The following is a 25,569-nucleotide window of genomic DNA, read 5'->3' as shown; positions in this document are numbered from 1 at the left end:
GGAGGGGGAGAGGGGGCGGGTTCGTCCGCGGTTTCACGTGACGTCTCGTGACCTAACGTGACGTCACGTGACAGGTCTTCGCGACGGGCCTGCTGCCGCGCGCGATCTTTCGCGCGACGGCCTTCGATCGCCGCCGTTGCTGCCTCCGCTCGCGCAGCGAGCATCGCCACTTCGCCGATCAGATCGGCGGGCGTGCCAGCGGCGATAAGGCGCGCTAACAGGTCTGCGCTCATCGCCAGCCCCATGCGCGCAAGATCTCGATCGGCCCTTCAATCGTGTTGAGCAGCGCCCATGGCACGCCGATGCGCACGCACTCGTTGCGCCAGGTCACCTGATCCGGATCCAGCTCGTCCACGCCCTCGCGCTTGCACTCGACCACCCCGACCCGCGGCGCACGCTGGTCGATGATGATCAGATCGGGAAAGCCGGGGCTCATGCCGTCCGCCTTCAGGGCGGCGATCTGCTTGGCGCGCGCGATCTTGTCGCCCGCCAGGTGGCTGCCGTTCGGGACGTGCACCGCGTAGCAGCCGAGCATGGCGACCGTGCGGATCGCGGCGCGCTGCACCGGGCGTTCAAGGAAACGGGCAGGCTTCACCCGACGCGCGACGCTCGCGAGTAGCGGCCGCGGTCGACGAGGTCGCGCCAACCTTCCACTGCCCTAGCTACGCGGTCGAGAGCATCCTCCGCAGCGATCACATCGCCTCGCCGCAGGGCCGCCGCAAGATCGATTATGTCGTCGTCTCGAACATCCTCGACGCTGGCACCGTCGCAGCAGTCGCAGCAGTCGCAGCAGTCGGCGTCATCTCCGAACTCATTTTCCGCGCAATCACGGCAGTAAAGCTTGTCGCCCGGGAGATGGCATGAGGAACATTTCGTGGCCGCGCACTTTGGGCACAGGATCTGTTCGGCAGATCCGACGTCCGTCGTGCAGGTGTCGCACTTGATCTCGACCGACATAGCGAGCTCCTCAGACGCGCATCGGCATCAGGACCAGCGTGAGCGCGTCCGATGCGATGCTGTGGATCAGGGTAGGTGAGGCGGCATCGCCGAATCCGAAGCGGAGCGTGTCGGCCGACGCCGCTCCGATGGCGTCACGCAGGTAACGAAGGTTGAAGCCGATCTCGATCGGCGTGCCGTCCAATTCGCTTGCGATCTCTTCGACCGCTTCTCCGTGCTCAGGTGAGGTCGTCGACGCGATGACGTGCTCGCGGGTGACGCACAGCTTCACAGACCGCACCTTGTCGTCTGTCGCCAAGCCAACGCGGTGGAGCGCGCCGTCCAGCGCATCCGCATCGACGTCGAGGCTGCTGGTCGTGCTGGCGGGAATAACGCGCGTATAGTCGGGGAAGGTGCCGTCGATCACCTTGGCGACGATCCGCATCTCGTCGATGTCGAACGACACGCGATCGCGCCCGATCGCGACGGAGAGGACCTGATCGCTCTCGTCGGTCGCTGACCGAAGCATCTCGATGCAGCGCGTGCGGAGGATCACGTCAGGCATGCCGTCGGCGCCGGCCGGCACGTCAGTGACGAAGCGAGCCAGGCGGTGCCCATCAGTTGCGGCGAACCTCAGCTTGCCCGCCGATACGTGCACGAAGATCCCGTTCAGGTAGTAGCGCGTCTCTTCGGTGGAGATGGCGTGGCGCACTGCGCTGATCGCGCGCAGCAGCGCGGCCGCGCCGATCTGAAACTCAGTCGGCGATGTCGGCGCTGGCAGGATCGGGAAGTCGGTCGCGGGTAGCGTGGAAAAGCGAAGGCGTGCGCGTCCTGACTTAACCACTGCCGCCGGGCCGTCGATCTCCAGCGTGACTTGCGCGCCGGCATCGAATGCGCTGACGACGTCCGCCAGACGGTGCCCCGCGATCGTGAACCGCGCGGCGCCGCTCACCTGTGCGGCGCGCAGTCGGCGCACGATCATCACGTCTAGATCCGACGCGGTGATGGTGACCGCGCCATCGGCTGCCGCCTCGATCAGCACATTATGCAGGATCGGGATCGTGTTGCGGCGCTGGACGGCGGCGCGCGCGTCGCGCAGCGCTGCGGCAAGCTGGCTCGCCTCGAAGACGAGCTTGACGGGGCCGCTCATCAGAGCATCCCCAGCGCTTGCATGTAGGTCTCGACCATGGCCTCTTCTTCCTGGTATTCCTCCCGCTTCTTCTTGCGGATCGCCATGATCCGCCGGATCGCCTTGGCGTCGTACCCGCGGCTTTTCGCCTCAAGCATGACGTCCTTGATGTCGTCGGAGATGCCCTTCTTCTCTTCCTCGAGCCGCTCCGCGCGCTCGATCAGGAGCCGCAGCTCCTCGGCGGCAACCTGGCCGCCGCCCATGCCTTCACCACGTTCCTCGCTCATGCTGCTGCTCCTTCGCTTACGGGCGACCACTCGCCGGCCGTTTCCAGGTCGAGCAGGTCAAAGAGGGTGGGGATGGCCGCCTGGCTCTCCGCTTCGCGGAGGTAGGACACGCTGTGCCGCCAATAGTCGGGGTTGAGTTCGCTGCCGGCGCCGCGGCGGCCGGCGAGGATCGCGCGCATCGGGACGGTGCCGAGGCCGCAGAACGGATCGAACACCAGCTCGCCGCGCATCGAGTATCGCTCAATCAGCCGGTCGACGATGTCGAACTGAAGCGGGCAGACGTGCTTCTCGGCGCCCTTGCGGACCTGCTCGCCGTTGAGCGTTTGCATGCGCACGACGTCGTCCCACACGTCGGGGTGATGGCTGCCGGGCGCGATCGCCATAAAGGTGCGCGGGAGACTACCAAGGCCGGAGCCAGCCGGCCGGTCCGCGATAGCCTCTCCGATGTCGACGTGCGCCTTGTGGCTGTGGATGAGGTCGCGCGTCTCTTCTCGGAAGCGCTTCGCGATCTGGCCGGTCGCCATATCGAGGAAGCGGTCTTCGACCTCCCATAGCTCTCGCACGGTGAGCGGGCGCTCGCCGCTGGACCGCCAGAAGGCGTGGGCGTCTACCTGCCAACGCGCCAGGCTGTAGGTCTCGCGCTCCTTCGTCACCGGCGTGTCGGCATAGCCGCGCGAGCGATCGCTTTGCGGCTTGCGCATCAGCAGCACGTATTCGGGGCTGCCGCAGCCCATCTTCGTGCCGTCCTTCAGCATCTCGCTGTACGACAGGCGGTAAGTCTGGTTGTTCTCGCGCACGACGTCGGTGACGACGGTGATCATGCCCATGAACTGGAAGCCGTGGCGCATGTAGTGCTCGATGCACTTGGCGTGAAACGGGTTGACGGTCGGCACGCCCTCGCCGGTCACCGCACCAAACAGGATCCGGTCCTTCACGTGGATGCAGGCGAGCCGGCCGGGCGCGAGCGCGCGGAGCAGGTTGGGCGTCAGATGATCCATCTGCGCGAAGAAGTGCTCGTCGTCGTCCGTGTGGCCGAAGTCGTTATAGCTCGGCGTGTATTCGTAGTGGTTGCTGAACGGGATGGAGGTGACGATCAGGTCGACCGATCCTTCCTCCAGCCGGGCAGCCTCATCGACGCAGTCGTTGTGCGCCAATGTCCAGCCGTCGCCGGTGACCTCCTGCCGTTCGACGCCGATCGAGCGCTTGAGCGCGCCGAGGGCGACGTCATGCTGCAGGCCATATTCGCGGATGATCTCGGACATGCGGGCGCTCAGCTCCTCGTGACGCGCCCACTTCGCCTGCAGGTCGCGCACGACCTCCCGCTCGGTTTCGGCGTGGATGATGTCGATCTCGACCGGGTGCGGTTGCTGGAAGCGCTGGAGCCGGTGGATCGCCTGGATGAAGTCGTTGAACTTGAAGCCGACGCCGACGAACACGGCGCGGTGGCAGTGTCGCTGCAGGTTGGTGCCGCTGCCCAACATCACCGGTTTGGCGGCGAGGAGGCGGGACATGCCTTCGGCGAACCGGGCTATGATGCCCTCGCGCTTGTCGAGCGGCTGCGCGCCGTAGACGGTCTCGACCTCGGGGAAGGTCGCCTCGATCGCGCGGCGCTCATCCTCGAGGTCGTGCCAGATCAGAAAGTGGTCCGCCGACGCCGCGGCGACGATCGCCTCCGCCCGGGCAATCCGGGCCGGCATGGTCGCGCGGCGCTCGCGCGATGCCTCCACCACGCCGAGCGCAGCGTCGCGGATCAGCTTGCCCTGGCCGCGGTCGTCGGTGGCCGCCGTCGTGAGGTCGGATTGGGCCTCGTGCCAGCGCACGGTGAGCGCGGGCAGGTCATAGCCGTCATCACTGAAGCCGAGGTCGCTTGGACGCTGCAGGAAGACAGCCCAGCTATTCAGCCACAGCCAAAACTCTTGTTCCTTGTGCGGGAAGAGGGTGAGGTCGCCCGCCTTCTCGCTGTTGCGCTGGAAGAAGCGGGTGAGCGCTTGGCCCGTGTCCATTACCCCGAGGAAGCCGGCGTAGTGGATCAGCTCCTTGTAGCGGTTCGGCGACGGGGTGGCGGTCGCGACGAACCGGTACGGCACCGCTTCGAAGAGCGGCAGGAACGTCTGGAAGGTCTTCGACCCGAACGAGCGAAGGATGCTCGCCTCGTCCAGGCTTACGGCGGTGAAGGTTGTGACGTCGACCTTGCCGTCGCGGACGCTCTCGTAATTGGTCAGGAAGATCGGGCCGTCGAGCGGATCGCCCGCAAGCGCCGCCGCCATATCGGCATCGGACTGGATGAAGCGCAGGTCGATGCCCAGCAGACCTGCGTCGTGCATGAACTCGCGGCGCACGCCCAACGGCGCCACGATCAGGCAGTCGCCTCCCGTCTTGCGGCGAATGATGTCGAGGATGGCGAGCTGCTGGATCGACTTGCCCAGGCCGAACGCCTCGAACAGCGCGCGACGCCCGCCCTCGACCGCCCAGCGGATGATATGGCGCTGGTGATCTTTCAGCGGCCGTCCGTCGGCAAGCTGGGTCGGTACCTCGTCCAGGTCGCAGCACAGGCCGGCGGGTGCCGCGGTTGGGATCTTGGCCTCCAGGAAGGCGCGATAGGCGTTCATGCGGCGTCACCGAAGAGGATGCTGCGCGCCGCTTTCGAATGGCGTCCCAAGCGCGTTGCGATCGCCGACACGGGCTCGCCCGCTCGCCACATGACCCACGCGAGCAGCATTTCTGCCACGAGCAGCTGCGTGCCGCTGCGGTGCGCAGAGGCGGAGTGAGACAGACGTGCTTTTCCGTTCGCGGAACCGGCCATCGCCGATGCCGCGCTTTGCGCTGCGTTCATGATCGTTACCTCTCAACCGGCCGCGCCGGCGGTCAGAACCTCGTCAGTCGTTTGCAGGTCGGGCGAACGGCTCGACCAGCTGGATCAGTGTCACCGCGTCGTCGCGAAGCTCGCGCCGGTCTCGGCTGCAGAATTGGTTGTCGGCGCCGGCGCGGGCAAACTCGGCTGCCGCCGACATGATGCCGGCAATCACGACGCCAGGTGCGTCAGGCGCCGGGTTCAGGTCACGAGCACCCTGGCCAACATGGCTCAGCAAGCGGTCGGTGAACTCGACCCCAAAGAAGCTCATCAGCAGGAGGAGGTTGCGACCGCTCGGTGCGCGCCGGCTCTCCGGATCGAGCGCGATCATGGCGCTCAAGGTCCGCTCGCTGATGCCTGTCCCGAGCTCGACGTCCTTTACGGAGAACCGCCGGCCGCGCCCCATGAACAGCGCGATCGTCGCGACCAGCGCGTCGTCCGCCGCATGCTGCGAAATCATCGTGTCATTCGCCACGGATTGCTTCCTTCTGATCGCCGATTGGTGAGGAATGGAAATCGCGCTCCTCGACCCTGCCAGCAGCCCACTGCGCGTCGGTGCAGCTGCAGATCGGCTGTTCACAGGTGAAGCAAACGAGATCTTCGGGTGGGCAGTTCAACGGATCAATCCTTCACCGGGAGCACTGTACGCGCCCCCCGCTTTGGCTACGGTGTTGTTGCTGACAACCACCGGAGTTTGGATCTTGGACGCGGAAACCGCACGAGCGATCACCGCCATCAAGGAGGTGCTGATCGACCAGCAGAATGAGATCACGCGGCTAACGGCGCGCGAATCGCTGCACCATATGATCATCTTGCGCCTCCTGAATTTGGGCGCGATGGGCGGACTACCGCCAGAACTTGCCGCCAGCGTCGAGAGAGCGATCGACGGATCGATGAAGCTGGCCATGGCAAGTGGTGAGCCGGAAGCGGTGGAGGACCTTGTTGAACTATTGCGCGGATCGCTCGATCAGCCTGCTGCCTGGAAGCCTTGGTGACCTCCTGCTTGCCGCGCAAGGCAGCCAACTCGGCGCTCACATCGCCGATGACCGCAGTTCGGCGGCTGGCGAAGGTCTGATGCTCTTCGCGCGCAATCTCGCGCACCCGTGCCTCCTGTTCGGGAGTGAACGGGCTCATGCTGCTGCCTGTCCGCGGACGGCATCCGGCGCCGAGGCAGCGCCGCGGGTGGGAACGCAATCAGCCGGCAAATCCTTGCCAAGCTTGGATGCCAGCGCGACCAGCACGTCGATCCGCCAGTGAGGAACGAATCCCGCCCGCTTCCAGCTATGAACCGTCGTGAGCGGGATGCCCGTCTCAGCTGCAATGGCGGAAACACCACCGAGCTGCTCGAAAATATCCGGAACGGTCATCATGCATCGTGATTACGATAACCGTAACCGTGGCGCAAGGGGAATTACGAACTCCGTTATCGACCGAGGCGTACGATTCTCGCAAACGGAGGTGATGGTCACGCACGACGCATTGCTTGCTGAGCTTCAGCTGTGGGTCACTGGCGGACGTGTCACCCAGAAAGAGGTTGCGGACGAGCTCGGCATTCCGCCGCCCCGGGTTAACGAGATCCTGAAGCACAAACGCCGGATACAACAGGCTGAGATGCCTGTTTTGGCGCAATTCCTAGGTTTATCGGCGAACCCTGAAAGCAACGTTCGCAAGATCAAGCGTATCGGAAGGGTTCCTGCAGGCGAACTCCGCCAAGCATTGGTCGACACCGCCGATACGCTCGACGTGAGTGCCGATCTCCCTAGAGATGTCTTTGCTCTTGAGATCGATGGTGAGAGCATGAACAGGCTAGCGCCATATGGCGCTGACGTGATCGTTGATCCCAACGACAAGAGCTTGTTTTCTGGTGATCTTTATGTCGTGGGAGACGATGAGGGCCAGTTTACCTTTAAGCAATTTCTTCAGGATCCTGCTCGCCTAGTGCCGCTCTCCGACGACCCGTCGCATAAGGATATTCCAGTAGGAACGGCCCCCATCAACATCATTGGGCGCGTCGTTTCGCTATCAATCGGCGCCAATCACCTTCGAAAAATGGTGCGGTCGCGGAGCTAGGCTACGGCCGTCATTGCCGTAACTGGCTTCCAGACGAAATCCGCTCCCGCGTCCAGGAAGAACCGACCCTCTTCATCTCGACGCCCCAGCTTGAGCCGGAGGGCGTCCGCTTGGGCATCGTCTAGATTGTCCCGAACAGGTCCCTGGGGCCTACCAAACAGTACCAGCTGACATCCACGACGCATCGCATTCCTCACCGATTCGCTATACTTGGCCTTGGAACATATACAGAACAAGCGATCAAGGGAGAGGAATGTTACGAAAAGCGTATTGACATGAACATTACGGCAATCGTAACTGCGGCTCACAACCGATGTGGAGACGCACGTTGCGCATCAACACCAAACCACGGCGCCAGAACAGCCATAGGGCTGACGAGGAGCGCCGTTGCGAGCCGCACAAGCAATGGATCCGCGGACGCCGCTGCCTGACCGCAGGGCAGGGGTGTGGCGGCAAGATCGAGTGCGCGCATGTCGATCATGCGGGCGGCAAGGGCATGTCGCTGAAGGTCAGCGACTTTGCTACCGTGCCGCTCTGCCAGAACCATCACCGTGAGTACCATCGCGGTGCCCGCACCTTCGAAGCGGCTCACTCGGTTGACCTGATCGCTGCCGCCGCCGGTTACACCGCCAAGTCGCCGCACCGGCTGAAGCACGAGCGCAAGCTCGCGGCGCGGGTGTCAGCATGAGCACGAATCCTCTCGCCCGCACGTCGCCGGCGGAGATCGCCGAAGCGATGAACAACGGACGCGCGCTTGCCGCGCAGTTGCGGGCCGCGCGACAGAAGCGGGAGCAAATCACCGGAGTGCCGACGCTGCGCCAGAACGGGTTGCTTATGGAGCAGATCGCCGGACTGCGCGGCGACCTCCAGGCGATCGCCAATAGGGCTTTCCTCGACCTCGACGTGTTGATCAGTCTTCTCGATGCAGAGCATTTCGCACGCGTCAGTAATGGACGGCGCCCGTCCGCGGAGCAGTTGAAACGAGCGATGCGTCGCATTCTCGCCCAGCTGGAGCGCGACGAGCCCCAGGCGCATGAAGCTGCCAAGATTGCGACCGAGAAAGCCGCTCAACTCACGCGCGACCGCGTGGCGGCCGCTGCGGCTGGCATGCTCATGGGTGTCGCATGAGCCGCCGCGCCCTTGACCCAGTCGAGTACAACCGCCGACGCATGCGCGCGCAGTTCCGCCTGATCATGGCGGGCAACGTGCTCGTGATTGGCATCGTCGTCGCTGTTGCGGCGTGGCTGGTCACCCATCCGGACAGCATCGGCGCCTTCTTCCGCGCGATCGCTAACGGCTTCAGCGACGGCGGTGCGGCATGAGCATCCAGTTGCTCGCCTTCGCCACCTTTGCCGCCGGCGGCGGGATCGCAGCATATGCGATTATCGGGACCGTCGCGCCGCGCATCGACCGCATCGTCGACGCTCTGCACCGCCGGCCGCTTTCCTTCCCCGTTCTCCCGCCGCGCTCCCCCGAGCCGCGGCTGACGCCTCGGTCGCTCGCCCCCCGCGACTGTCTTTTTCTCACCCCCGCGCTGTCGAGGCCGGCGCCGGGGCAACGGACCACCCGCGCATGAGCGATACGGCATTCAAGGCGCGCGTTTATATCGCGGCGCGCTTTAGCCGCCGCGCCGAGTGTAATGCGCTTGGGCACGAGCTGGCGGCGCGCGGCGCGATCATCACTAGCCGGTGGACGAAGCCCAATAGTGACCACGTCATGCCGAGCGGTCTGTCTGCGCAAGCAGAGGACAGCGAGCGGCAGCGGTTCGCCCTTGAGGACGTCGACGATGTGCTCGCGGCGACGTGGATGGTCAGCCTCATGGAGGAGCCGCGGAGCAACGGGCGCGGCGGCCGTCATGTCGAGTTCGGTATTGCTGTGGCGCTCGGTCACCGGCTGACGATCATCGGGCCACGCGAAACCGTCTTCCATCATCTGCCGAGCGTCGAGCATTTTGAAACGATCGAGCAGTTCCTCGCCAGCCTCCCCGAGGTGGCGGCGTGAACCGCAAAGAGCACCTGATGATCACTGCCGCCGAAGAGGCGATGGAGGTCGGCCACCGCATCTCGAAGGCTCTGCGTTTCGGGCTGACCGAGGTGCAGCCGGGCCAGCCTCTCACCAATGCAGAGCGCATCATCGACGAGTTCCACGATCTGTTCGTGATGATGGAGATGCTGCGCGAGGAAGGCCACCTCCCTTACACGTCCTTTGTGCCGGGGATCGAGAAGACCGACGCGAAGCGCGAGAAGGTCAACCGCCTGATGGACACGATCAGTCGGCGTGAAGGTACTCTCGATGACTGAGGCGCCCGCCATCAACTTCGGCGAGGTGATAGGCCGCCAGCCGGAGACGCTGTACGTCACGCCGTCGAAGCCAAACCCGTGGTACGGCACCTGGTTCGAAGGGGATGACCTCTCCGTCCAGCAGCGCACCACACTGGCGACGCGCGAGATCGACCAATCCAAGGTCGAGATCGTGAAGGTGTACCGGCAGGCAACCTCGCGTGAGATGTACTGGTCGACCGGCTATGGCTCGCTCCCGCCGCTGTTCGAGTTCGACTGCCCTGTGATCCGCCGCGAGAAGGACGGCTTCGTCCGTGTCGTGACGCCGTTCGGCGACGTGAAGCGCGTGATCCCCTTGTACGGCCGCCTGTGGGCCACCGCGCCACGCGGGCTTCGCCAGGCGAACCGCCACATCCATACGCACGATTGGGTGGCGATGTGATGCAAGCGCAACCCGCGACGCGCCTTCTAAATCGCTTACGTCGTCGCGCCGCGGCGGTCTTCGCAAAAGAAAAGCCCGCAGCCGATCGAGGCCGCGGGCTTCAAAATCGCTCGATCTCGGGTCAGTCCCGGAGATCAGCGATGCCGGCGATAGTGGCGCGGTCGGTTGTAGCTCCGATAGTTCCGGTAGGCGCGCGGGTTCCGATAGCCACGATGGTTTCGATAATACCGCTTCGACCGGTAGCCGCGGTGCTTCGCGTACCCTCGATGGTTCCGGTACCCGCGATAGCCACGCCGCGGCGGCGTATAGCGCCTTCCACGGTCACGATAGACACCGCGATCACCCCGGTAGGACTGGGCCTGCGCCTCGATCGGCGCCACCGTCACTCCGACGCTTGTGAACATCATCGCGAACGCCGCGAACACTCCAAGCACCTTCTTACGCATACAAAATTCTCCCGTCGCTTTACGCGCTCGGAAGACCAACGACCCGCGCAAAGCCGTCGTTCCGTTCAAGGTAGTAGCTGTGGTTGACCTTCCTCCTCCGTTCGTTTGCCAGGTCGTGAAGGTGCACGACGCTGATGGTCCGCTCTGGTGCCGCAATGGCATCAAGGTGCGCGTCGCCGGCGTCCAAGCGCCAGACTTCCAAAGCTCGGCTCCATGTCGCCTGCACGACCTGAACTACGTCTGCGATGACGCGAAGGCGCGCGCGAGCCAGCGCATCGCCGCGCGGCTGGTGCTGGGCAAAGCGCTTAACTGCCGGCCGGTCGGGCGATCGTACCAGCGGGTGGTCGCCCGCTGCACGCTGCCGGACGGCCGCTCGCTATCATGCGCTTTGATCGCCGCCGGCGCCGCGAGCCGCTGGGATAACTACTGGCGCCGTTACAAGATGGGGGAGTGCCGCTGATGGGTCTGGCGCTTGCACGCCTTCCTGATTGGCCCGCGGGGATGAACCGCGAGACGGCGCTTGCTTACACCGGGGTCGCTGAAGGCCAGTTGCGGGAATGGGAGCGGCGCGGCCTGGTGCGCTTTCGCCAGCGCGGTCCGCGCGGCGCAGCCATCGCGGCACGTGCGGATCTCGACGCGGCGCTCGCCACGCTGTTCGGCGGTGCTGATGGCGACGATCCGATCGAGTTCGATTGATGACGCGGCCGAGGGGATGGGTGCGTCTTCCAGCCTATGTGCGGGCTACGAAACGCGCCGGGGGCGATGTCGCCTATTATTGGGAGCTGCCGCCTTGGGCTCGACCAATTCGTGACGTTGACGGGAAGCTGGCGCCAGCGGTGCGGGAAGGTCGCCGGCACACGCTCGTCAACACGTCGCTCGGCACAGACCTCGCTTCGGCGATCGCGAAGGCAGAGGCGCTGAACGAGGCTCTGACGCAATGGCGAACAGGCGAGGGCGGTGCCAACCTCGTCAAGGGCACGGTCGCCTGGCTGTTTGCCTGGTACCGGGACCAGGAGCGCTTCAAGAAGAACGTTGCCAAGACGCGGAACGATTATCGCAAGCTCATGGACATGCTGGCCGCATTCGAGACCAAGGCCGGCTCTCCGCCGCTTGGGCAGCGCATGGCCAACAAGGTAGACGCGGGGGTCGCCGACAAGCTCTACCGCAAGCTGCGCGAACGTGGTGAACGCCAGGCGACCTATGCCATGCAGGTTTGTCGGTTGGTGTGGACGTGGGCAGCACGCCATCATCGCGCCACCGGTGTGAAGGAGAACCCGTTTGCGGGCATGGGGCTGAAGAGCACGGCTGCGAAGGGCAACCGCGCCACGACCCGAGCCGAGTATGACCTCTATCGCACCACAGCGCGCGAGATGGGCTTCCAATCCATGGCCACGGCCGCAGCGTTGTCGTTCGAGTGCTGTCAGCGCGTGTGGGACGCTTTCGGCTTCGAAGACGCTGAGGGCGAGGAGCGGCGCGGGATTGAATGGTCGGGTTATGAGCCCGGCAAGCAGATAGCGTTGGTGCAGTCGAAGACCGGCAACGCTGTGGTGCTGCCACTCGCGATCAATGTCGCTGGCGAATCGGTTCGGCTCTACCCTGACCTCGAGGATGAGCTTGCCCGCACGCCACGCACTGCCGACGTGATCGTCGTGGAGGAGCGTAGCGGCAAGAAGTACAAGGAGCGCCGCGTCTCTTCCGTCCACCGCGCGATTTGCGAGAAGGCGGGGCTACCGAAGACGATGACGTTCACTGGCTTCAGGCACGGCGGCATCACCGAGGTCGGATCAGTCAGCGCCGACGTCCGTCCGATCTCCGGTCACGCCACGCTCGACGTCACGCGAATTTACAACAAGGCAACTGCGGATAAGGCGCGCGAAATTGCAGTAGCGCGGCGCGCTCACATCACCGCGCTTGGCGCTGATTTGTCGGAAAACGGATCGGAACATGTCGAGTAGACGCACCGCGCCCTTCGAAGAAAATGGCTATTTTCTAGGAAGGAGGGTGGTGGACGCACTTGGGCTCGAACCAAGGACCCGCTGATTAAGAGTCAGCTGCTCTACCAACTGAGCTATGCGTCCGTGACCGTGTTGGGCGTGTGCCCCGATCGGGAGGCGCGCCTTTAGCACTGGTTTTGTGCAGCGCAAACACTTTTTCGCGTGATTACCAATTTTTCTCGCGCCGATTATCGCGATCGATCGACATCAGGATGCCCAGGCACAGGAACACCGTCATCTGTGCCGATCCGCCAAAGCTGACGAGGGGTAGGGGAATGCCCACGACGGGCGCCAAACCCATCACCATGGCCAGGTTGATTGCGACGTAGAAAAAGATGGTGGTCGCAAGGCCGGCGGCGGTCAGCTTGGCGAAGCGGCTTTGCGCCTGCACGCCGACGTTCACGCCCCAGCGGATCACCATCAGGTAGCCGATGATGATGAATAATCCCCCCAGCACACCCCATTCTTCCGCCATGGTGGCGAACACGAAATCGGTGTGGCCTTCGGGCAGGTAGTCCAAATGGCTTTGCGTGCCGTTTAGGAAGCCCTTGCCCGAGATCCCGCCGGAGCCGATCGCGATCTTGGACTGGCTGATGTGATAGCCGGTGCCCAGCGGGTCGCTTTCCGGGTCCATGAAGATCAGCACGCGATTGCGTTGATAATCGTGCAGCAGGAAGTTGACCGCCAGCGGCGCCGCCACGGCGAGCGCCAGCGCCCCCCCGACGAACAGGCGCAGCGGCACGCCCGCCAGAAACATTACCGTCAGGCCGCCTGCCGTAATCATCAGCGCGGTGCCGAGATCGGGTTGCAGCATGACAAGGCCGGCCGGCAAGCCGATCAGCAATGCCGGCGGCCATATGCCGCCGAACCGGCGTGTCTCGTTGGGGGGCAGCATTTCATAAAAGCGGGCGCAGGCCAGCACGATCATCGGTTTCATCAGCTCCGAAGGCTGCAGTCGGATAAAGCCGAGATCGAGCCATCGCTGGCTGCCGCCGCGTACCGCGCCGAGTAGCTCAACGGCAAACAGCAAGAGCACGAACAAGGCATAGCCGGGCAGGGCCACCTGCCGCCAGAAATTCTCCGGCAGGCGCGAGATGACCAGGGCGCCGGCGAGAAAGACGAAAAAGCGGATCCCCTGGGACAAGGCCCACGGCCGCACGTTGCCGCCAGCGGCGGAGTACAGGATCACAAGGCCAAAGGTCGCGATTCCGATCACCAGCAGCAGCATGCGCCACGGCAACCGGGCGACGGGCGCAGGGACGATCGAGAACCCGCTCATTGCGTATCCGATGGCTCGGTGGTGCCGACGCTTGCCGGTCCGGCGCCATTGGCGATATCACTCACGGTGGCTTCCTGTGCGGCGTTGGAGGCATCCGTCGCCTGCTCCACCGCGGGCGCGCGCGTGGGTGCCGGTGCGTCCGTCTCCGTCGCGGCGGCCTGCGCGGGTGCCGGTGCCTCCGTGGCGGCACGATAGGCCGCTTCCTGCGCCGCCATGCGCGTGCGAATGTCGCCACCCCAGGTCGGCTCGACCTGCGCGAGCGCCTTCAGCGCTTTCTCCTTGTCGAACAGGTACGTCATGATGTCGCGGCCGATCATCGGCGTGTCGAGGTTCCTGACGGTGTGGCCATTATGCTCAAGAACGATACCGGCGGCGTAGCGCGGATTGTCGGCGGGCGCGAAGCAGATGAACAGGGCGTGATCACGAAGCTTGAAGGGGAGCTGCGCATTGTTGAGCACGCCCGAGCGCCGCTCGGCCATGGTGATGCGGCGCACCTGAGCCGTGCCCGTCTTGGCCGCCAACTCGATCCCCGGCAGGTAGAGGCGCGACGCGCCGCCCGTGCCGCCGCCGTTCACCACCTGCCACATGCCCTCGCGCACGATCCGCAGATTGTCTTCGCTGAACGGAAGCGGCGGTGCGTTGCGCGCCACCTTGTCCATCAAGAGGCTTGGCTGGAGCAGCTTGCCGGATCCGATCCGCATCGCCATCACCGCAAGCTGCATCGGGTTTGCCAACACATAGCCCTGGCCGATCGAGGCGTTCAGCGAATCCGCGACGGTCCACTTTGTCTTGTATTTCCGTTCTTTCCACGCGCTGTCTGGGACAGTGCCGTAACGTTGCGTGGCGAACGGGAGATCGTATTTCTCGCCCAGGCCCACAGCCTTTGCCACGGGCGCAATGCGATCATATCCCAATCGCCGCACCATCTCGTAGAAGTAGATGTCGCAGCTTTGCGCAATCGCGCCGCGAAGGTCGATCGCGCCATGGCCGCGGCGCTTATGGCAGTGGAAGACGCCCGTTCCCACCCGCAGCGCGCCGCCGCAGAATACCCGTTCATTGGGGTCCACGCCGGCTTCCAGCAGCGCCAGCCCGTTCATCGGCTTCACCGTCGAACCGGGCGGATACAGCCCCTGCGTCACCTTGTTCATCAAGGGGACGTGATCGTCGGCCGACAGCATCTTCCATTCCAAATGGCTGATCCCATCCGAAAAGCTGTTGGGGTCGTATGCCGGCATCGACACCATGCAGAGCATCTCGCCCGTCAGGCAATCGAACACCACGGCCGAGCCCGAATTCGTCCCCAGCCGCCGCGCAGCATATTCCTGAAGGCCGGCGTCGATCGTCAGGCGCTGCGTCTGACCGGGCTGATCGGGCCGCGTCGACAGTTCGGCCACGAGCTTGCCACGGGCCGTTACCTCGATCCGCTTGGCGCCCGGCTTGCCGCGAAGCTCATCTTCCAGTGTCTTTTCAAGCCCATCCTTGCCAAGCTTGAAACCAGGTGTGACCAGCAGCGGGTTTTTGGTTTCCTTGTACTGCTCGGCGCTCGCACTGCCGACATAGCCGGTGAGATGCGCCACGGCCGCGCCCGCAGGGTAATGGCGAGCGAAGCCGCGGGTCGGTGCCACGCCGGGGAGCTCCGGCTGCCGCACCTGCACCGCCGCAAACCGCTCCCAGCCGACGTTCTCCGCCACCTTCACCGGCTGGAACCCTGCGGCCTGCTTCAGATCCTCGCTGATCCGCAGCATGTCCTCGTCGGTAAGCGCCAGCAATTCACGCAGCGCCGCCAAGGTGCGATCCTTGTCGACGACGCGGTCGGGAATCAGGTCGACGCGAAAGTCGGTGCGATTGTCGGCGATCGCATGGCCGTGCCGATCGACGAGCCAGCCTCGGCGCGGCGGGATCAACGTCATGTTGATCCGATTGCTTTCACTCAGCAGCTTGTAATGCTCGTTCTCGGCAATCGCGAGCCAGCTCATGCGGCCGGCAAGCACGGTGCCGACGCCGATCTGCGCCGCGCCGAGCAGCCAGGCCCGGCGCGAAAAGGTGTAGCCCTGCTGCGCTTCCGTGGCGATCCGCGTTGGCCGGCTCATTCGGCGATACGCCGACGGTCGACCCACGCCACGGCGCGTGAGGCCAAAGGGAATAGCAGAATAGACACAGCGATTTGAGCGATTAGCACGGTTTCCACGTGCGCGCCGAGGGGGGTTGCAAGCAATCGGCCGGCGACTAGACAAAAGGTGATGGCAACGGCGGCGATCAGCCAGTCCTGAGCGAACGCGCGAAAGATGGTGCGCTGATCGAACAGGTCCACCAGAAAGAAGCAAAGCGTCCACAGCAAGGTCGCGCTGCCGAGCGGCTGTCCGCTCAGGCAGTCATCGAACAACCCGAGCACCGCCGGTGCCCAGCGTCGCAATGCCAAGGGCGCCAGCAGCCGCCAGGCGAGCAACATCAACAGCCCGAACGGTGGCATCAGCGGCAGCGTCGCGCCCACGGGAATGATCGAAACCAGGGATCCCGCCATGACGGTGGCCCACGGCAGCGCGCGCGCGCGGGACCGCGGCAGTGTCGGCCCGAACGGTTGCAACGCGCTGGTCACGGCTGGCTGCCTTGTTGCGGCGTCGGGGTGGCGGGCACCTCCTGAGGCTCGGCGGCGGGGGGCGGCGGCAGAAAAGGCTCGCTCACGAGCACGAAATCCAAGGTATCCGGATGCGCAAACGGAACGGCCGGCGCATTGTCGGCGCCGCGTTTCAGCACGCGGCCGACCAGCACCCCGGGCGCATACAGCCCGCCGACGCCCGATGTAACAAAGCGGTCGCCAGGCTCCAGATGGGCGTTGGTGGTGCCGACCGAGCGGATGTCGATCAGCCCGTCACCCCGCCCGGCGGCGAGCGCCGGCATGCCGTCTCCGATGCGGCGAACGGGGATCACGCTTTCCGGATCGCTGGCAAGGAGAACGCGCGCGGTGTTCGGCCCAGTTTCCACGACGCGCCCGATCAGCCCGTCCGGGCCGCGGACCGGCATGCCGGGGCGAACGCCTTGCCAGCGGCCGGCGTTGAGAACGCCGAAGCGCCGCGTGCTTGTTGCGCTGGAGCTGACGATCCGCGCGGCAGTCACGACCTTGGGCGTCACGTCGCGAAGCTTCAGAAGGCCACGCAGCCGGCGATTGTCGCGCACGATGATGCGCGCCTGCACCAGCGTGTCATGCGTTCGCGCGACCTCCGCACGCAGCGCGGCATTCTCGTCGTGCACGCGGAAGTAGGTCGAGATGGTCTGCGGCACCGACGCGACGGCGCGGATCACGGCAGAGGCACCCGACGACACCGGTGCGGTCACTTCCGTCGCAGCCGACCGAAGTGCGGCGAATGCCGGCGGATTGAACTGCGATAGCACAAGCAGAACCAGCCCGACCGTCGCGCCCGCGACAGCCAGGATGTAGCTCAAGAAGAGCGAATATTGCGCCCGCCGCGAAAACCCCGGGCGTCGGTCCCGCGACGCCGCCATATAGGAAGCCCTTCTTCGATCAGCCGTTCTGCAACACGCCGCGGTACATCGGATCTTCCAGCGCACGGCCGGTACCCAGCGCCACGCAGGTCAGCGGTTCGTCTGCCACCGTCACCGGCAGGCCGGTCTCGTCACGCAGCACTTCGTCCAGCCCCTGCAGGAGCGCGCCGCCGCCAGTCAGGACGATGCCCTGATCGACGATATCGGCGGCAAGTTCGGGCGCGGTGTTTTCCAGCGCGACGCGGACGCCCTCCACGATCGTGGCAACCGGCTCGCTCAGCGCCTCGGCGATCTGTCCCTGGTTGATCTGGATCTCCTTGGGCACGCCATTCACCAGATCGCGACCCTTGATGTGGATCGTCAAACCTACGCCGTCGACCGGCGGCTTGGCGATACCGACTTCCTGCTTGATCCGCTCCGCCGTCGCTTCACCGATCAGCAGATTGTGGTTGCGGCGCACATAGCTGACGATCGCTTCGTCCATCTTGTCGCCGCCGACGCGCACCGACGTGGTATAGGCGAGGCCGCGCAGCGATAGCACCGCAACCTCCGTGGTGCCGCCGCCGATGTCGACCACCATGCTGCCGATCGGTTCGGTCACCGGCATATCGGCGCCGATCGCCGCCGCCATGGTTTCCTCGATCAGCCACACCCGGCTCGCACCCGCGTTCGAGGCGGCATCGCGGATCGCGCGGCGCTCCACCTTCGTCGAGCCCGACGGCACGCAGATCACGATCTCGGGCCAGCGCATGAACTTGCGCTGTCCGTGCACCTTGTAAATGAAGCTCTTGATCATCTGCTCGGCGACGTCGATGTCCGCGATCACGCCATCGCGTAAGGGGCGGATCGCCTCGATGTTGCCGGGCGTCTTGCCCATCATCAGCTTGGCGTCCTCGCCGACGGCCTTCACCTTCTTGATGCCGTTGATCGTTTCCACCGCGACGACGGATGGCTCGTTCAGCACGATGCCGCGCCCCCGCAGATAGACCACGGTGTTCGCAGTCCCGAGGTCGATGGCCATGTCATGCGACATGAACTTGAAGAAACGCGAGAAGGCCATGTTCAGCTAGATTCCGTTCCCGAGTCGCACATGCGACTTGCACCATTCATCCCGCAGCCACGGCCGCAAGGCGCTTCCTGTGCGCTGATTGCTGTTTTCTCGGGGTCGCGGGAGGGCGTCGATTGGGCTAGGGGCTGGCTCGTGTCAATACGCCGCCTGCCCGAACATCTCATCAACCGTATCGCTGCCGGTGAAGTGGTGGAAAGACCGGCCAGCGCGTTGAAAGAACTGGTCGAGAACGCCCTCGATGCCGGCGCGATGCGCATCGCCATCCGCTTGGCCGAGGGGGGTATCGGGCGGATCGAAGTGGCGGATGATGGCTGCGGCCTGACGCCCGCGGACATGGCCTTGGCACTGGAGCGCCATGCCACCTCCAAGCTGCCTGACGAGGATATCGATCGCGTCGCCACCATGGGTTTTCGCGGCGAGGCGCTGCCATCGATTGCCAGCGTGGCTAGGCTAACGCTCGAGAGTCGCGTGCGCGGCGCTGATGGCTGGTGCCGCGTGATCGACAATGGCGTCCTTGCGTCGGAGGGGCCGGCCGCGCTGCCCCCCGGCACGCGCGTCGTCGTCGAAGCCTTGTTCGAGCGGGTGCCTGCCCGGCGCAAGTTCCTGCGCTCGGGCCGAAGCGAATATGCCGCCTGCCTCGACGTCGTCCGGCGGCTCGCCATGTCGCGCCCGGACGTCACCTTCTCCGTTGAGCATGACGGCCGGCGCGTTCTGGCGGCGCTCCAGTCGGAGGATCGACCGGCGCGTGTTGCGGCGCTGACCGACCGGGCGCTGAAGGAGAACAGTGTCGCGATCGACATGGTGCGCGAGCAGGTCATCCTCGGCGGTGTGGCTGGCTTGCCGACCTTTCACCGCGGGGTGGCCGATCACCAATATCTTTTCGTCAACGGGCGGCCGGTCAAGGATCGCCTGCTGATCGGCGCGATTCGCGGCGCTTATGCGGAAATGATGCCGCGTGATCGCCATGCGGTGGTCGCGCTCTTTCTCGATCTTCCCTCCGATCAGGTCGATGTGAACGTCCATCCTGCCAAAACCGAGGTGCGGTTCCGCGATCCGGCGATGATCCGCGGCCTGATCGTTTCCGGCTTGCGGCGTGCATTGGACGGCGCCGGCCATAGGGTGGTGCAGCGCGCCCCTGACGACGTGCTTGCCGCATTTCATTCGAACGCTGCGGCAGAGGCCCAGCCCCTCCTCCACCAATATAGCACCCGTAACGGCAGTACCGATCAGGAACACATCCAGGGTGTTGCCGGTCTGGTTCGCGATCGTCCGTCGAGCTTCTTTGCGCCTCCACCGCAGGCGCGTGCCGAAATGGCGACGGCGCCGCCGCCCGGATCGCAGGCCTATCCCTTGGGAGTCGCACGCGGACAGGTCGCGCGGACCTACATCGTTGCGGAAGCCGATGACGGTTTGGTGATCGTGGACCAGCACGCCGCGCACGAGCGCCTTGTGCTGGAGCGGATGCGTGCGGCACTCGCCGGCGGACGCGTGGCGGCGCAGGCATTGCTCGTCCCCGAAGTCGTCGAGATGGATGAGCCCGATTGCGATCGCCTGGAAACCAGAGTCGCTGAGTTGGCCGACATGGGGCTTGAACTTGAGCGGTTCGGGCCGCGCGCGATGCTGGTGCGGGCAACACCCGCGCTCCTCGGCAGCGGCGATCCGACCGGTCTGATCCGCGATCTCGCCGACGAGCTTGCCGCGTTCGACGAGGCGCTTTCCCTGCGCGAGCGGCTCGACGCGATCGCCGGCACTATGGCATGCCACGGCTCGGTCAGGGCAGGGCGCATCTTGTCAGTCGTGGAGATGAACGCACTACTGCGCGAGATGGAGGCAACGCCGCATTCGGGACAGTGCAATCACGGGCGGCCGACCTGGGTGAAGCTGCCGCTCGACCACATCGAAAAGCTTTTTGGCCGGAAATAGAGCGCGGGGGCAGCGTCAGGCAGGCCCATCTTGTTCATCCAACGGAAACTTTCAGCTTCTGCTGCATTCCTTACTGGACTGTACCTCATGGTGTTTCCGATGAAGAGCTTCGTTCCCATTTTCCTGTCGCTGATCCCGCTGGCCGCTGTCGTCGGCGCGTGTGTCGCCGTTCCTTGATGAGTGCGTCGGGCGAAAGCGGACAATCAAACGCTGGCCGATCCTTCACCACGCTTGCAATACCATTGTGCACAATATAAATGCCTGCCTCTTTGGAGGAGGTAGTCTATGAGCACGCTTTATAGGACGAAAGTGACCGCCGTCGGCGGCCGCAGCGGCACCGTCCGTAGCGAGGATGGGGTACTCGACCTGGCGCTTGCCATGCCAAAGGAATTGGGCGGCAAGGGTGGAGCGACCAATCCCGAACAGCTGTTTGCCGCCGGCTATGCCGCTTGTTTCGAAAACGCTGTCATCCACGTCACCCGCGGCAAGGCCGACAAGGTGCGTGACAACGACATCGAGGTGGTCGGTGAAGTCGGGCTGCTGCCGGGTAGCGGCGGCGGATTCAATCTGGCGGTGACGCTCAACGTCACCATTGCCGGCGTCGATCAGGCAAAGGCCGAAGAGATCGTCCAGGCGGCGCATGCCGTTTGCCCGTATTCCAACGCCGTGAAGGGCAATATCGACGTCAAATTGAACGTCGCCACGCGTTAACGCTGACAGCCGCGACCTCGCCGGGCCGCTCTGAGGCAGCAGCGTTCCGCCGCCTCTGCGCGCGCCGACATGGCCGCAATCCGTACAAGGCGCCGTCCTCGCACAAACGGCCAACAGCGACACAAACAAAAAGGCCCGCCAGGCATGATGCCGGGCGGGCCCTTTTCGTACAAAGCCGGGGGATTAGCCCTGCGCTTCGTCCTCGCGAACTTCGGCGCTCGCGCCGGGTTCGGCGTTGGCGTCGTAATCCTCGGTAAAGCCGCCGGTGTCGCGGCCTTCCTCGAAGACCTGCGCCATGACGTCAACGCCCTGCGCCTGCATGTCAGCCTCTTCCGGCGAGCGTGCAACGTTCACCTTGACCGTCACCGATACCTCCGGGTGCAGCGCGACCTTAACGTCGTACACGCCGATCGACTTGATCGGGCGGTCGAGCACGATGGCCGACTTGGCGACCTTGTGGCCGGCGTCGTTCAGCGCCTCGACCAGATCGCGAACCGCGACCGAGCCGTACAGCTGGCCGACGTTCGACGCCTGGCGGATGATCGTGACCTGCGCGTCCTTGAACGACTTTGCCTCGACCTCGGCTTCGCCGCGGCGGTTGGCGTTCTCGCTCTCGATGCGGGCGCGGTTGGCCTCGAAGACCTTGCGGTTCGCTTCGTTGGCGCGCAGCGCCTTCTTGTTCGGCAGCAGGTAGTTGCGGGCGAAGCCGTCCTTCACCTTTACCACGTCGCCGATGGCGCCGAGCTTTTCGACGCGCTCAAGCAGAATGACGTCCATCTGCTCTTCTCCTTACTTAACGACGTAGGGCAGCAGGCCCAGGTGACGGGCGCGCTTGATCGCCTGGGCGAGCTCGCGCTGCTTCTTGGCGCTCACCGAAGTGATGCGCGACGGAACGATCTTGCCACGCTCGGACACGAAGCCCTGCAGCAGGCGCACGTCCTTGTAGTCGATCCGGGGGGCGTCCTTCGCGGAGAAGGGGCAGCTCTTGCGGCGGCGGAAGAAGGGACGGGCCATTATGCGTTCTCCTCTTCACGACGGCGACCGCGCTCGCGATCCCGCTCCTGCTTGCGCATCATCACCGACGGGCCCTGCTCATGCGCGTCGACCTTGACGGTCATGTAGCGGATGATGTCCTCGTTGATGGAATGCTGACGCTCGATCTCGGCGACGGTGTCGCCCGGTGCGTCGATCTCGATCATTACGTAATGTGCCTTGCGGTTCTTGGCCATCCGATAGGCCATCGAACGCAGGCCCCAGGTCTCAGTCTTCACGACCTTGCCCTGATGATCCTCGACGATCTTGGTGACGGCTTCCGCCATCTGGTCCACCTGCGCCTGTGCCAAATCCTGGCGCGCAAGGAACACGTGCTCGTATAGAGCCATGTGCTTTCCTTCCTTGGCCGATCGCTGACATGGCCCCGTGCCATGCCCCTCCGGCTGTCGTCCACAACAGCAAAGGGCGGGAAGGCCGAAGCCATCCCGCCCGTGCTGTCGGCTCCCATACGCGGAACCGCAATAAATGCAAGTCTTAGAAGACGCGTGAGATGACGCGCAGAATGTTGCCATTGCCACTGATCAGCACCGCGTCGCGGCCCGAACGGACCCACTGCTGCCCACGACCCGGCGCATACAGCTTGGCCCGGCGATACTGGCGATAGTCGACCACACGATAGTTCTGGGCATAGCGGCGGTCGAAGCGCTGGCCCTGGCGCCATGTGCGATAGGTGGGCGCGCGGCGAACCGTGGTCTTCTGCACGACGGTGCCGTTGGGGCGATGCTTGACCGTCGTGGTGGTCACTTCGCGGCGCTGCGCCTCGGCTGCGCCGGCGATCATCGGGGTCGCCATCAGCGAGGCTGCAACCGTTGCCTGGATCAGCTTCTTGAACATGGGACTGCTCCTTTTCTTACTCAACAAGCGGCGCCGATACCGCGGCGTCGAGAACCTATCTGGGCGCCGAATGTATCCCGCCCATCGCTGTGATCCGGGCATTTGGTCGCGATTTGTCGCAAGCTGTGCGAAAGGCTGAACAACGGTTCAGGCGGCAAGCATTTCTACACTCCAAACTGCTATCAGCGGCGGCCATGTCGACCACCGATCTCTCGCGCGCCACCCCACCGGGCAGCGCTCAGCATTTGTCCCACGCAGGCCAGGCGAATAGCGGGTCACGGAGCGGATGGGCGGCTCTTGTGGCGATCGCGATGGTCGTGGCGCTGTTCGTCGGCTGGATCGGCTACATGGCGTCGGACGATTCGCTCTATCATGCCGGTGCGGTCCGCTGGCTGACCGACCCGCCCTTTGCCGGCAGCGATCATTGGTCGACGCGCTTTCCGCTGACGCTGACCTTCGCCGCGGTGCTGGCGGTGGTGGGTCAGAACTTCGTTGCCTTCGGCATTACGGCGATCCTTTTCTACGTGGTGCTGGTGGCGGTGACCGGACGGTTTGCGGCCGGCGTGGCGGGCGAGCGCGCCGGATGGATGGCGGCGCTGCTGACCGCGACGCTGCCGGTGGTGGTGAGCCATGCGACCACGGTGAGCGTCGACCTGACCGAGGCGGCGGCATTGCTTGGCGGCGCGTGGCTGATGGGGACGAGCAGCGAGGATCGGCGTGGGCTCGTCCGTGCGGCACTCGGCGGCGCGCTGTTCGGGGTGGCGGTTCTGTGCCGCGAAACGAGCGTGCTCGCCCTGGCGGCGCTCGGGCCGTTGTTCCTGATCGGACGCCCGGTGCCCAGACGCGTTCTGATCGCTTGTGGCGCGGGTGCGGCGGCGGTGCTGCTTGGCGAGGCGCTGTTCCAATATGCGATGACCGGCGATCCGCTGCGCCGCTACACCATCGCCTTCAATCATGACGACCATATGGATCGTGCCGCGAACATGGAGGGCAACTTTCTGTTGTGGCCGCCGATCGATCCGCTGCTGGTGCTGCTGATCAACGACGATTTCGGGCTGCTGTTCTGGGTGGTCGGCGTCGCAGTGGCACTGGGGGGGTGGCGACTGGTGCCGGAGACGCGGCGGGCGCCAATGACGGTGTTGGCGTGGATGGCGGTGGTAAGTTTCCTCCTGGTGTCGGTGCTTTACACCAAGCTGGTGCTCAACCCGCGTTACTTCATGCTGGCGGCGCTGGCGGCGGTGCTGGTTCTGGCGGTGTGGCTGGATCGGCTGAGCGCGTGGTGGCGCGCGCTGATCCTCGCGGCGTTGGTTTCGAGCAACCTCCTGCTGATGAGTGTCGGCAACGCGCATCCGCGCTGGTCGATGGAGGCGCTGGTGATGGCGGCCGAGGCGCATCCGGGCGAGGCGATCGCGGGGGAGGCGAGCGACGTTCGCCGCGCGGACATCTCCATGGCGTTCATTGGGCAGCGCAACCTGCGCCCGTTGCCGGCGGCGCCCGGCGGGCTGGTCGTCGCGCCGGCCGATGCGGCGCCGGCAGGGCAGGTCGTCGCCACCTATCCTTCGCCGCCGACGCGGCTGGGCGCCGCGTTGCGCACCATCGGGCTGGAGCCGCTGGTGCCCGCGCCGATCGCCCGGCGCATGTTCGGGCCGAGCCCGGCTATGGTGCTGGTCCGCACGCCTGCCGGTTGACCAAGGCGCCTCCGGGCGCTTACCGGCCGCCTCTTCGATTTCAGGAGGCTCCGATGCGTGCGTTCATCTTCCCCGGACAGGGCAGCCAGGCCGTCGGCATGGGCCAGGCACTCGCCGCCGCCAGCCCTCACGCCCGCGAGGTGTTCGGTGAGGTGGACGAGGCGCTCGGCCAGAATCTGTTCCGTCTGATGACCGAAGGGCCGGCGGACGAACTGACGCTGACCGAGAATGCGCAGGCGGCGATCATGGCCAACGCTATCGCGACGCTGCGCGTGCTGGAACAGGAAGGCGGCGTGCGGCTGGCCGACAAGGCGGATTTCGTCGCCGGGCACAGCCTGGGCGAATATAGCGCCTTGTGCGCGGCCGGCGCGTTCGACCTTGCGACGACCGCGCGGCTGCTGAAGCTGCGCGGGCAGGCGATGCAGGCGGCGGTGCCGGTGGGCGAAGGTGGCATGGCCGCGCTGCTCGGGGCCGATCTCGACAAGGCGCAGGCGATCGCCGCCGCGGCGGCCGAGGGCGAGGTGTGCACCGTCGCCAACGACAACGATCCCTCGCAGGTGGTGATCTCCGGCGCGAAGGCCGCGATCGACCGCGCGATCGGGCTAGCCAAGGAGCATGGCGCCAAGCGTGCGGTGGCACTGCCCGTCTCGGCGCCGTTTCACTGCCCGCTGATGCAGCCCGCTTCTGATGCGATGGAAAAAGCGCTGGCCGAGGCGCGTGTCTCTGCGCCGCTGGTGCCGGTTTATGCCAACGTCATCGCGGCGCCGGCGAGCGACCCCGATACGATCCGCCGCCTTCTGGTGGAGCAGGTGACCGGCATGGTGCGCTGGCGCGAATCGGTCCTGGCGATGGTGGAAGCGGGCGTAACCGAGTTCGTGGAATTCGGCGGCAAGGTGCTGACTCCGATGGTCAAGCGCATCGCGCCCGACGCCAATGCGGTAAGCGTCGTTTCGATGGACGACATCGAGGGTTTGCTGAAGACGCTGTAAGTGGAGCGACACTGCGAATGCGGTTGCTGCGTCTTGCCGCGATCACGGGCGATGGCCGCTACCGCTGCGAACCGGATATCTGAGGAGT

General features: G+C 65.1%; 35 protein-coding genes and 1 tRNA gene. 16 read left to right on the top strand and 20 right to left on the bottom strand.

Annotated elements, in window-relative coordinates; translation table 11 throughout:
• From SPDO_RS16640 to SPDO_RS04910, 8 genes are all read right to left on the bottom strand, one after another.
• Window positions 1-245: hypothetical protein (locus tag SPDO_RS16640; RefSeq protein WP_143559583.1), on the bottom strand; the 245-nt coding region annotated here is incomplete at its 3' end.
• The gene (locus tag SPDO_RS04940) at window positions 230-595 is read right to left on the bottom strand and encodes a VRR-NUC domain-containing protein (protein WP_143559582.1); all 366 of its coding nucleotides are present in this window, start codon (window positions 593-595) and stop codon (window positions 230-232) included. The genes SPDO_RS04940 and SPDO_RS16640, both read right to left, overlap by 16 nt.
• Window positions 592-957 (bottom strand): hypothetical protein, encoded by a 366-nt coding sequence (locus SPDO_RS04935; RefSeq protein ID WP_088366256.1) that lies wholly within the window; start codon window positions 955-957, stop codon window positions 592-594. The genes SPDO_RS04940 and SPDO_RS04935 overlap by 4 nt, the downstream gene beginning before the upstream one ends.
• Window positions 958-967: 10 nt before the next feature.
• The gene (gene dnaN, locus SPDO_RS04930) at window positions 968-2,086 is read right to left on the bottom strand and encodes a DNA polymerase III subunit beta (RefSeq protein WP_088366255.1); all 1,119 of its coding nucleotides are present in this window, start codon (window positions 2,084-2,086) and stop codon (window positions 968-970) included.
• Window positions 2,086-2,328 (bottom strand): DUF2312 domain-containing protein, encoded by a 243-nt coding sequence (locus tag SPDO_RS04925; protein WP_088366254.1) that lies wholly within the window; start codon window positions 2,326-2,328, stop codon window positions 2,086-2,088. The genes dnaN and SPDO_RS04925 overlap by 1 nt, the downstream gene beginning before the upstream one ends.
• Window positions 2,329-2,348: 20 nt before the next feature.
• Complete coding sequence (locus SPDO_RS04920; protein WP_088366253.1) at window positions 2,349-4,961, bottom strand: DNA methyltransferase; 2,613 nt, start codon at window positions 4,959-4,961, stop codon at window positions 2,349-2,351.
• Window positions 4,958-5,185, bottom strand: coding sequence for a hypothetical protein (locus SPDO_RS04915; RefSeq protein WP_088366252.1), 228 nt, complete (start codon window positions 5,183-5,185; stop codon window positions 4,958-4,960). The genes SPDO_RS04920 and SPDO_RS04915 overlap by 4 nt, the downstream gene beginning before the upstream one ends.
• A 43-nt stretch (window positions 5,186-5,228) precedes the next feature.
• Complete coding sequence (locus SPDO_RS04910) at window positions 5,229-5,678, bottom strand: hypothetical protein (RefSeq protein ID WP_088366251.1); 450 nt, start codon at window positions 5,676-5,678, stop codon at window positions 5,229-5,231.
• A 34-nt stretch (window positions 5,679-5,712) separates the two neighbouring features.
• Between SPDO_RS04910 and SPDO_RS16635 the strand changes: the two genes are divergently transcribed.
• On the top strand, window positions 5,713-6,198 hold the full coding sequence (locus SPDO_RS16635) for a hypothetical protein (RefSeq protein ID WP_143559581.1): 486 nt from the start codon (window positions 5,713-5,715) through the stop codon (window positions 6,196-6,198).
• Window positions 6,199-6,333: 135 nt separating this feature from the next.
• Here the strand turns inward: SPDO_RS16635 and SPDO_RS16785 are convergent, their stop codons facing one another.
• On the bottom strand, window positions 6,334-6,573 hold the full coding sequence (locus tag SPDO_RS16785; RefSeq protein WP_158212142.1) for a carph-isopro domain-containing protein: 240 nt from the start codon (window positions 6,571-6,573) through the stop codon (window positions 6,334-6,336).
• Between the two features lie 91 nt (window positions 6,574-6,664).
• On the opposite strand from SPDO_RS16785, the gene SPDO_RS04900 reads away from it, so the two are divergent.
• The 8 genes from SPDO_RS04900 (at window position 6,665) to SPDO_RS04870 (ending at window position 9,994) form a co-directional block, all read left to right on the top strand.
• Window positions 6,665-7,273, top strand: coding sequence for a LexA family protein (locus tag SPDO_RS04900; protein ID WP_158212141.1), 609 nt, complete (start codon window positions 6,665-6,667; stop codon window positions 7,271-7,273).
• Between the two features lie 328 nt (window positions 7,274-7,601).
• Window positions 7,602-7,961, top strand: a complete 360-nt coding sequence (locus tag SPDO_RS04895; protein ID WP_158212140.1) for a DUF968 domain-containing protein — start codon at window positions 7,602-7,604, stop codon at window positions 7,959-7,961.
• On the top strand, window positions 7,958-8,401 hold the full coding sequence (locus SPDO_RS04890) for a hypothetical protein (RefSeq protein ID WP_088366247.1): 444 nt from the start codon (window positions 7,958-7,960) through the stop codon (window positions 8,399-8,401). The genes SPDO_RS04895 and SPDO_RS04890 overlap by 4 nt, the downstream gene beginning before the upstream one ends.
• A complete protein-coding gene (locus SPDO_RS16620) occupies window positions 8,398-8,595 on the top strand; it encodes a hypothetical protein (protein WP_143559578.1) in 198 nt (65 codons plus the stop codon). The genes SPDO_RS04890 and SPDO_RS16620 overlap by 4 nt, the downstream gene beginning before the upstream one ends.
• Complete coding sequence (locus SPDO_RS04885; protein ID WP_088366246.1) at window positions 8,592-8,849, top strand: hypothetical protein; 258 nt, start codon at window positions 8,592-8,594, stop codon at window positions 8,847-8,849. The genes SPDO_RS16620 and SPDO_RS04885 overlap by 4 nt, the downstream gene beginning before the upstream one ends.
• A complete protein-coding gene (locus tag SPDO_RS04880; protein WP_088366245.1) occupies window positions 8,846-9,274 on the top strand; it encodes a hypothetical protein in 429 nt (142 codons plus the stop codon). Before SPDO_RS04885 ends, SPDO_RS04880 begins: the two co-directional genes overlap by 4 nt.
• Before the next feature lie 17 nt (window positions 9,275-9,291).
• Window positions 9,292-9,573 (top strand): hypothetical protein, encoded by a 282-nt coding sequence (locus SPDO_RS04875; protein ID WP_143559577.1) that lies wholly within the window; start codon window positions 9,292-9,294, stop codon window positions 9,571-9,573.
• Window positions 9,566-9,994 carry a hypothetical protein gene (locus SPDO_RS04870; RefSeq protein WP_088366243.1) on the top strand — a complete coding sequence of 143 codons (429 nt, stop codon included), beginning with the start codon at window positions 9,566-9,568 and terminating at the stop codon, window positions 9,992-9,994. The genes SPDO_RS04875 and SPDO_RS04870 overlap by 8 nt, the downstream gene beginning before the upstream one ends.
• A gap of 134 nt (window positions 9,995-10,128) precedes the next feature.
• Here SPDO_RS04870 and SPDO_RS17015 read toward each other — a convergent pair whose 3' ends face one another.
• Window positions 10,129-10,440 carry a hypothetical protein gene (locus SPDO_RS17015; protein WP_245829114.1) on the bottom strand — a complete coding sequence of 104 codons (312 nt, stop codon included), beginning with the start codon at window positions 10,438-10,440 and terminating at the stop codon, window positions 10,129-10,131.
• 115 nt (window positions 10,441-10,555) lie between these two features.
• Here SPDO_RS17015 and SPDO_RS04860 point away from each other — a divergent pair, with 115 nt between their 5' ends.
• From SPDO_RS04860 to SPDO_RS04850, 3 genes are read left to right on the top strand one after another with little or no spacing between them, the layout of a single operon-like run.
• On the top strand, window positions 10,556-10,900 hold the full coding sequence (locus SPDO_RS04860) for a hypothetical protein (RefSeq protein ID WP_245829111.1): 345 nt from the start codon (window positions 10,556-10,558) through the stop codon (window positions 10,898-10,900).
• A complete protein-coding gene (locus SPDO_RS04855; RefSeq protein WP_088366394.1) occupies window positions 10,900-11,136 on the top strand; it encodes a hypothetical protein in 237 nt (78 codons plus the stop codon). The genes SPDO_RS04860 and SPDO_RS04855 overlap by 1 nt, the downstream gene beginning before the upstream one ends.
• A 20-nt stretch (window positions 11,137-11,156) precedes the next feature.
• The gene (locus tag SPDO_RS04850; RefSeq protein WP_143559576.1) at window positions 11,157-12,395 is read left to right on the top strand and encodes a site-specific integrase; all 1,239 of its coding nucleotides are present in this window, start codon (window positions 11,157-11,159) and stop codon (window positions 12,393-12,395) included.
• Window positions 12,396-12,442: 47 nt separating this feature from the next.
• Here SPDO_RS04850 and SPDO_RS04845 read toward each other — a convergent pair.
• The 6 genes from SPDO_RS04845 to SPDO_RS04820 form a co-directional block, all read right to left on the bottom strand.
• Window positions 12,443-12,518: transfer RNA gene (locus SPDO_RS04845), tRNA-Lys, on the bottom strand.
• Between the two features lie 82 nt (window positions 12,519-12,600).
• Window positions 12,601-13,713, bottom strand: a complete 1,113-nt coding sequence (gene rodA / locus SPDO_RS04840; RefSeq protein ID WP_088366240.1) for a rod shape-determining protein RodA — start codon at window positions 13,711-13,713, stop codon at window positions 12,601-12,603.
• Window positions 13,710-15,803: a penicillin-binding protein 2 gene (mrdA, locus tag SPDO_RS04835; RefSeq protein WP_088366239.1), complete on the bottom strand. Its 2,094-nt coding sequence runs from the start codon at window positions 15,801-15,803 to the stop codon at window positions 13,710-13,712. The genes rodA and mrdA overlap by 4 nt, the downstream gene beginning before the upstream one ends.
• Window positions 15,800-16,309, bottom strand: coding sequence for a rod shape-determining protein MreD (gene mreD, locus SPDO_RS04830; protein WP_245829108.1), 510 nt, complete (start codon window positions 16,307-16,309; stop codon window positions 15,800-15,802). The genes mrdA and mreD overlap by 4 nt, the downstream gene beginning before the upstream one ends.
• Window positions 16,306-17,154: a rod shape-determining protein MreC gene (locus SPDO_RS04825; protein ID WP_342746652.1), complete on the bottom strand. Its 849-nt coding sequence runs from the start codon at window positions 17,152-17,154 to the stop codon at window positions 16,306-16,308. The genes mreD and SPDO_RS04825 overlap by 4 nt, the downstream gene beginning before the upstream one ends.
• 79 nt (window positions 17,155-17,233) lie before the next feature.
• Window positions 17,234-18,274 (bottom strand): rod shape-determining protein, encoded by a 1,041-nt coding sequence (locus tag SPDO_RS04820; RefSeq protein WP_088366237.1) that lies wholly within the window; start codon window positions 18,272-18,274, stop codon window positions 17,234-17,236.
• A gap of 141 nt (window positions 18,275-18,415) precedes the next feature.
• Here SPDO_RS04820 and mutL point away from each other — a divergent pair, with 141 nt between their 5' ends.
• Complete coding sequence (gene mutL / locus SPDO_RS04815; RefSeq protein ID WP_088366236.1) at window positions 18,416-20,206, top strand: DNA mismatch repair endonuclease MutL; 1,791 nt, start codon at window positions 18,416-18,418, stop codon at window positions 20,204-20,206.
• Between the two features lie 285 nt (window positions 20,207-20,491).
• A complete protein-coding gene (locus tag SPDO_RS04810) occupies window positions 20,492-20,917 on the top strand; it encodes an organic hydroperoxide resistance protein (protein WP_088366235.1) in 426 nt (141 codons plus the stop codon).
• 183 nt (window positions 20,918-21,100) lie between these two features.
• Here SPDO_RS04810 and rplI read toward each other — a convergent pair whose 3' ends face one another.
• The 4 genes from rplI to SPDO_RS04790 form a co-directional block, all read right to left on the bottom strand.
• Complete coding sequence (gene rplI, locus SPDO_RS04805; RefSeq protein ID WP_088366234.1) at window positions 21,101-21,694, bottom strand: 50S ribosomal protein L9; 594 nt, start codon at window positions 21,692-21,694, stop codon at window positions 21,101-21,103.
• Window positions 21,695-21,706: 12 nt separating this feature from the next.
• A complete protein-coding gene (rpsR, locus tag SPDO_RS04800) occupies window positions 21,707-21,931 on the bottom strand; it encodes a 30S ribosomal protein S18 (RefSeq protein ID WP_007403456.1) in 225 nt (74 codons plus the stop codon).
• A complete protein-coding gene (gene rpsF / locus SPDO_RS04795) occupies window positions 21,931-22,299 on the bottom strand; it encodes a 30S ribosomal protein S6 (protein ID WP_088366233.1) in 369 nt (122 codons plus the stop codon). The genes rpsR and rpsF overlap by 1 nt, the downstream gene beginning before the upstream one ends.
• A 145-nt stretch (window positions 22,300-22,444) precedes the next feature.
• Window positions 22,445-22,804, bottom strand: a complete 360-nt coding sequence (locus tag SPDO_RS04790; RefSeq protein WP_088366232.1) for an RcnB family protein — start codon at window positions 22,802-22,804, stop codon at window positions 22,445-22,447.
• 299 nt (window positions 22,805-23,103) lie between these two features.
• On the opposite strand from SPDO_RS04790, the gene SPDO_RS04785 reads away from it, so the two are divergent.
• Window positions 23,104-24,492, top strand: a complete 1,389-nt coding sequence (locus SPDO_RS04785) for a glycosyltransferase family 39 protein (protein WP_158212139.1) — start codon at window positions 23,104-23,106, stop codon at window positions 24,490-24,492.
• A 53-nt stretch (window positions 24,493-24,545) separates the two neighbouring features.
• Window positions 24,546-25,481: an ACP S-malonyltransferase gene (gene fabD, locus SPDO_RS04780; RefSeq protein WP_088366230.1), complete on the top strand. Its 936-nt coding sequence runs from the start codon at window positions 24,546-24,548 to the stop codon at window positions 25,479-25,481.
• Window positions 25,482-25,569 lie beyond the last annotated feature (88 nt).

This window comes from Sphingomonas dokdonensis, from assembly GCF_002197685.1.
GTDB lineage: Bacteria > Pseudomonadota > Alphaproteobacteria > Sphingomonadales > Sphingomonadaceae > Sphingomonas > Sphingomonas dokdonensis.
This window is presented reverse-complemented; position numbering and strand designations above follow the sequence as displayed.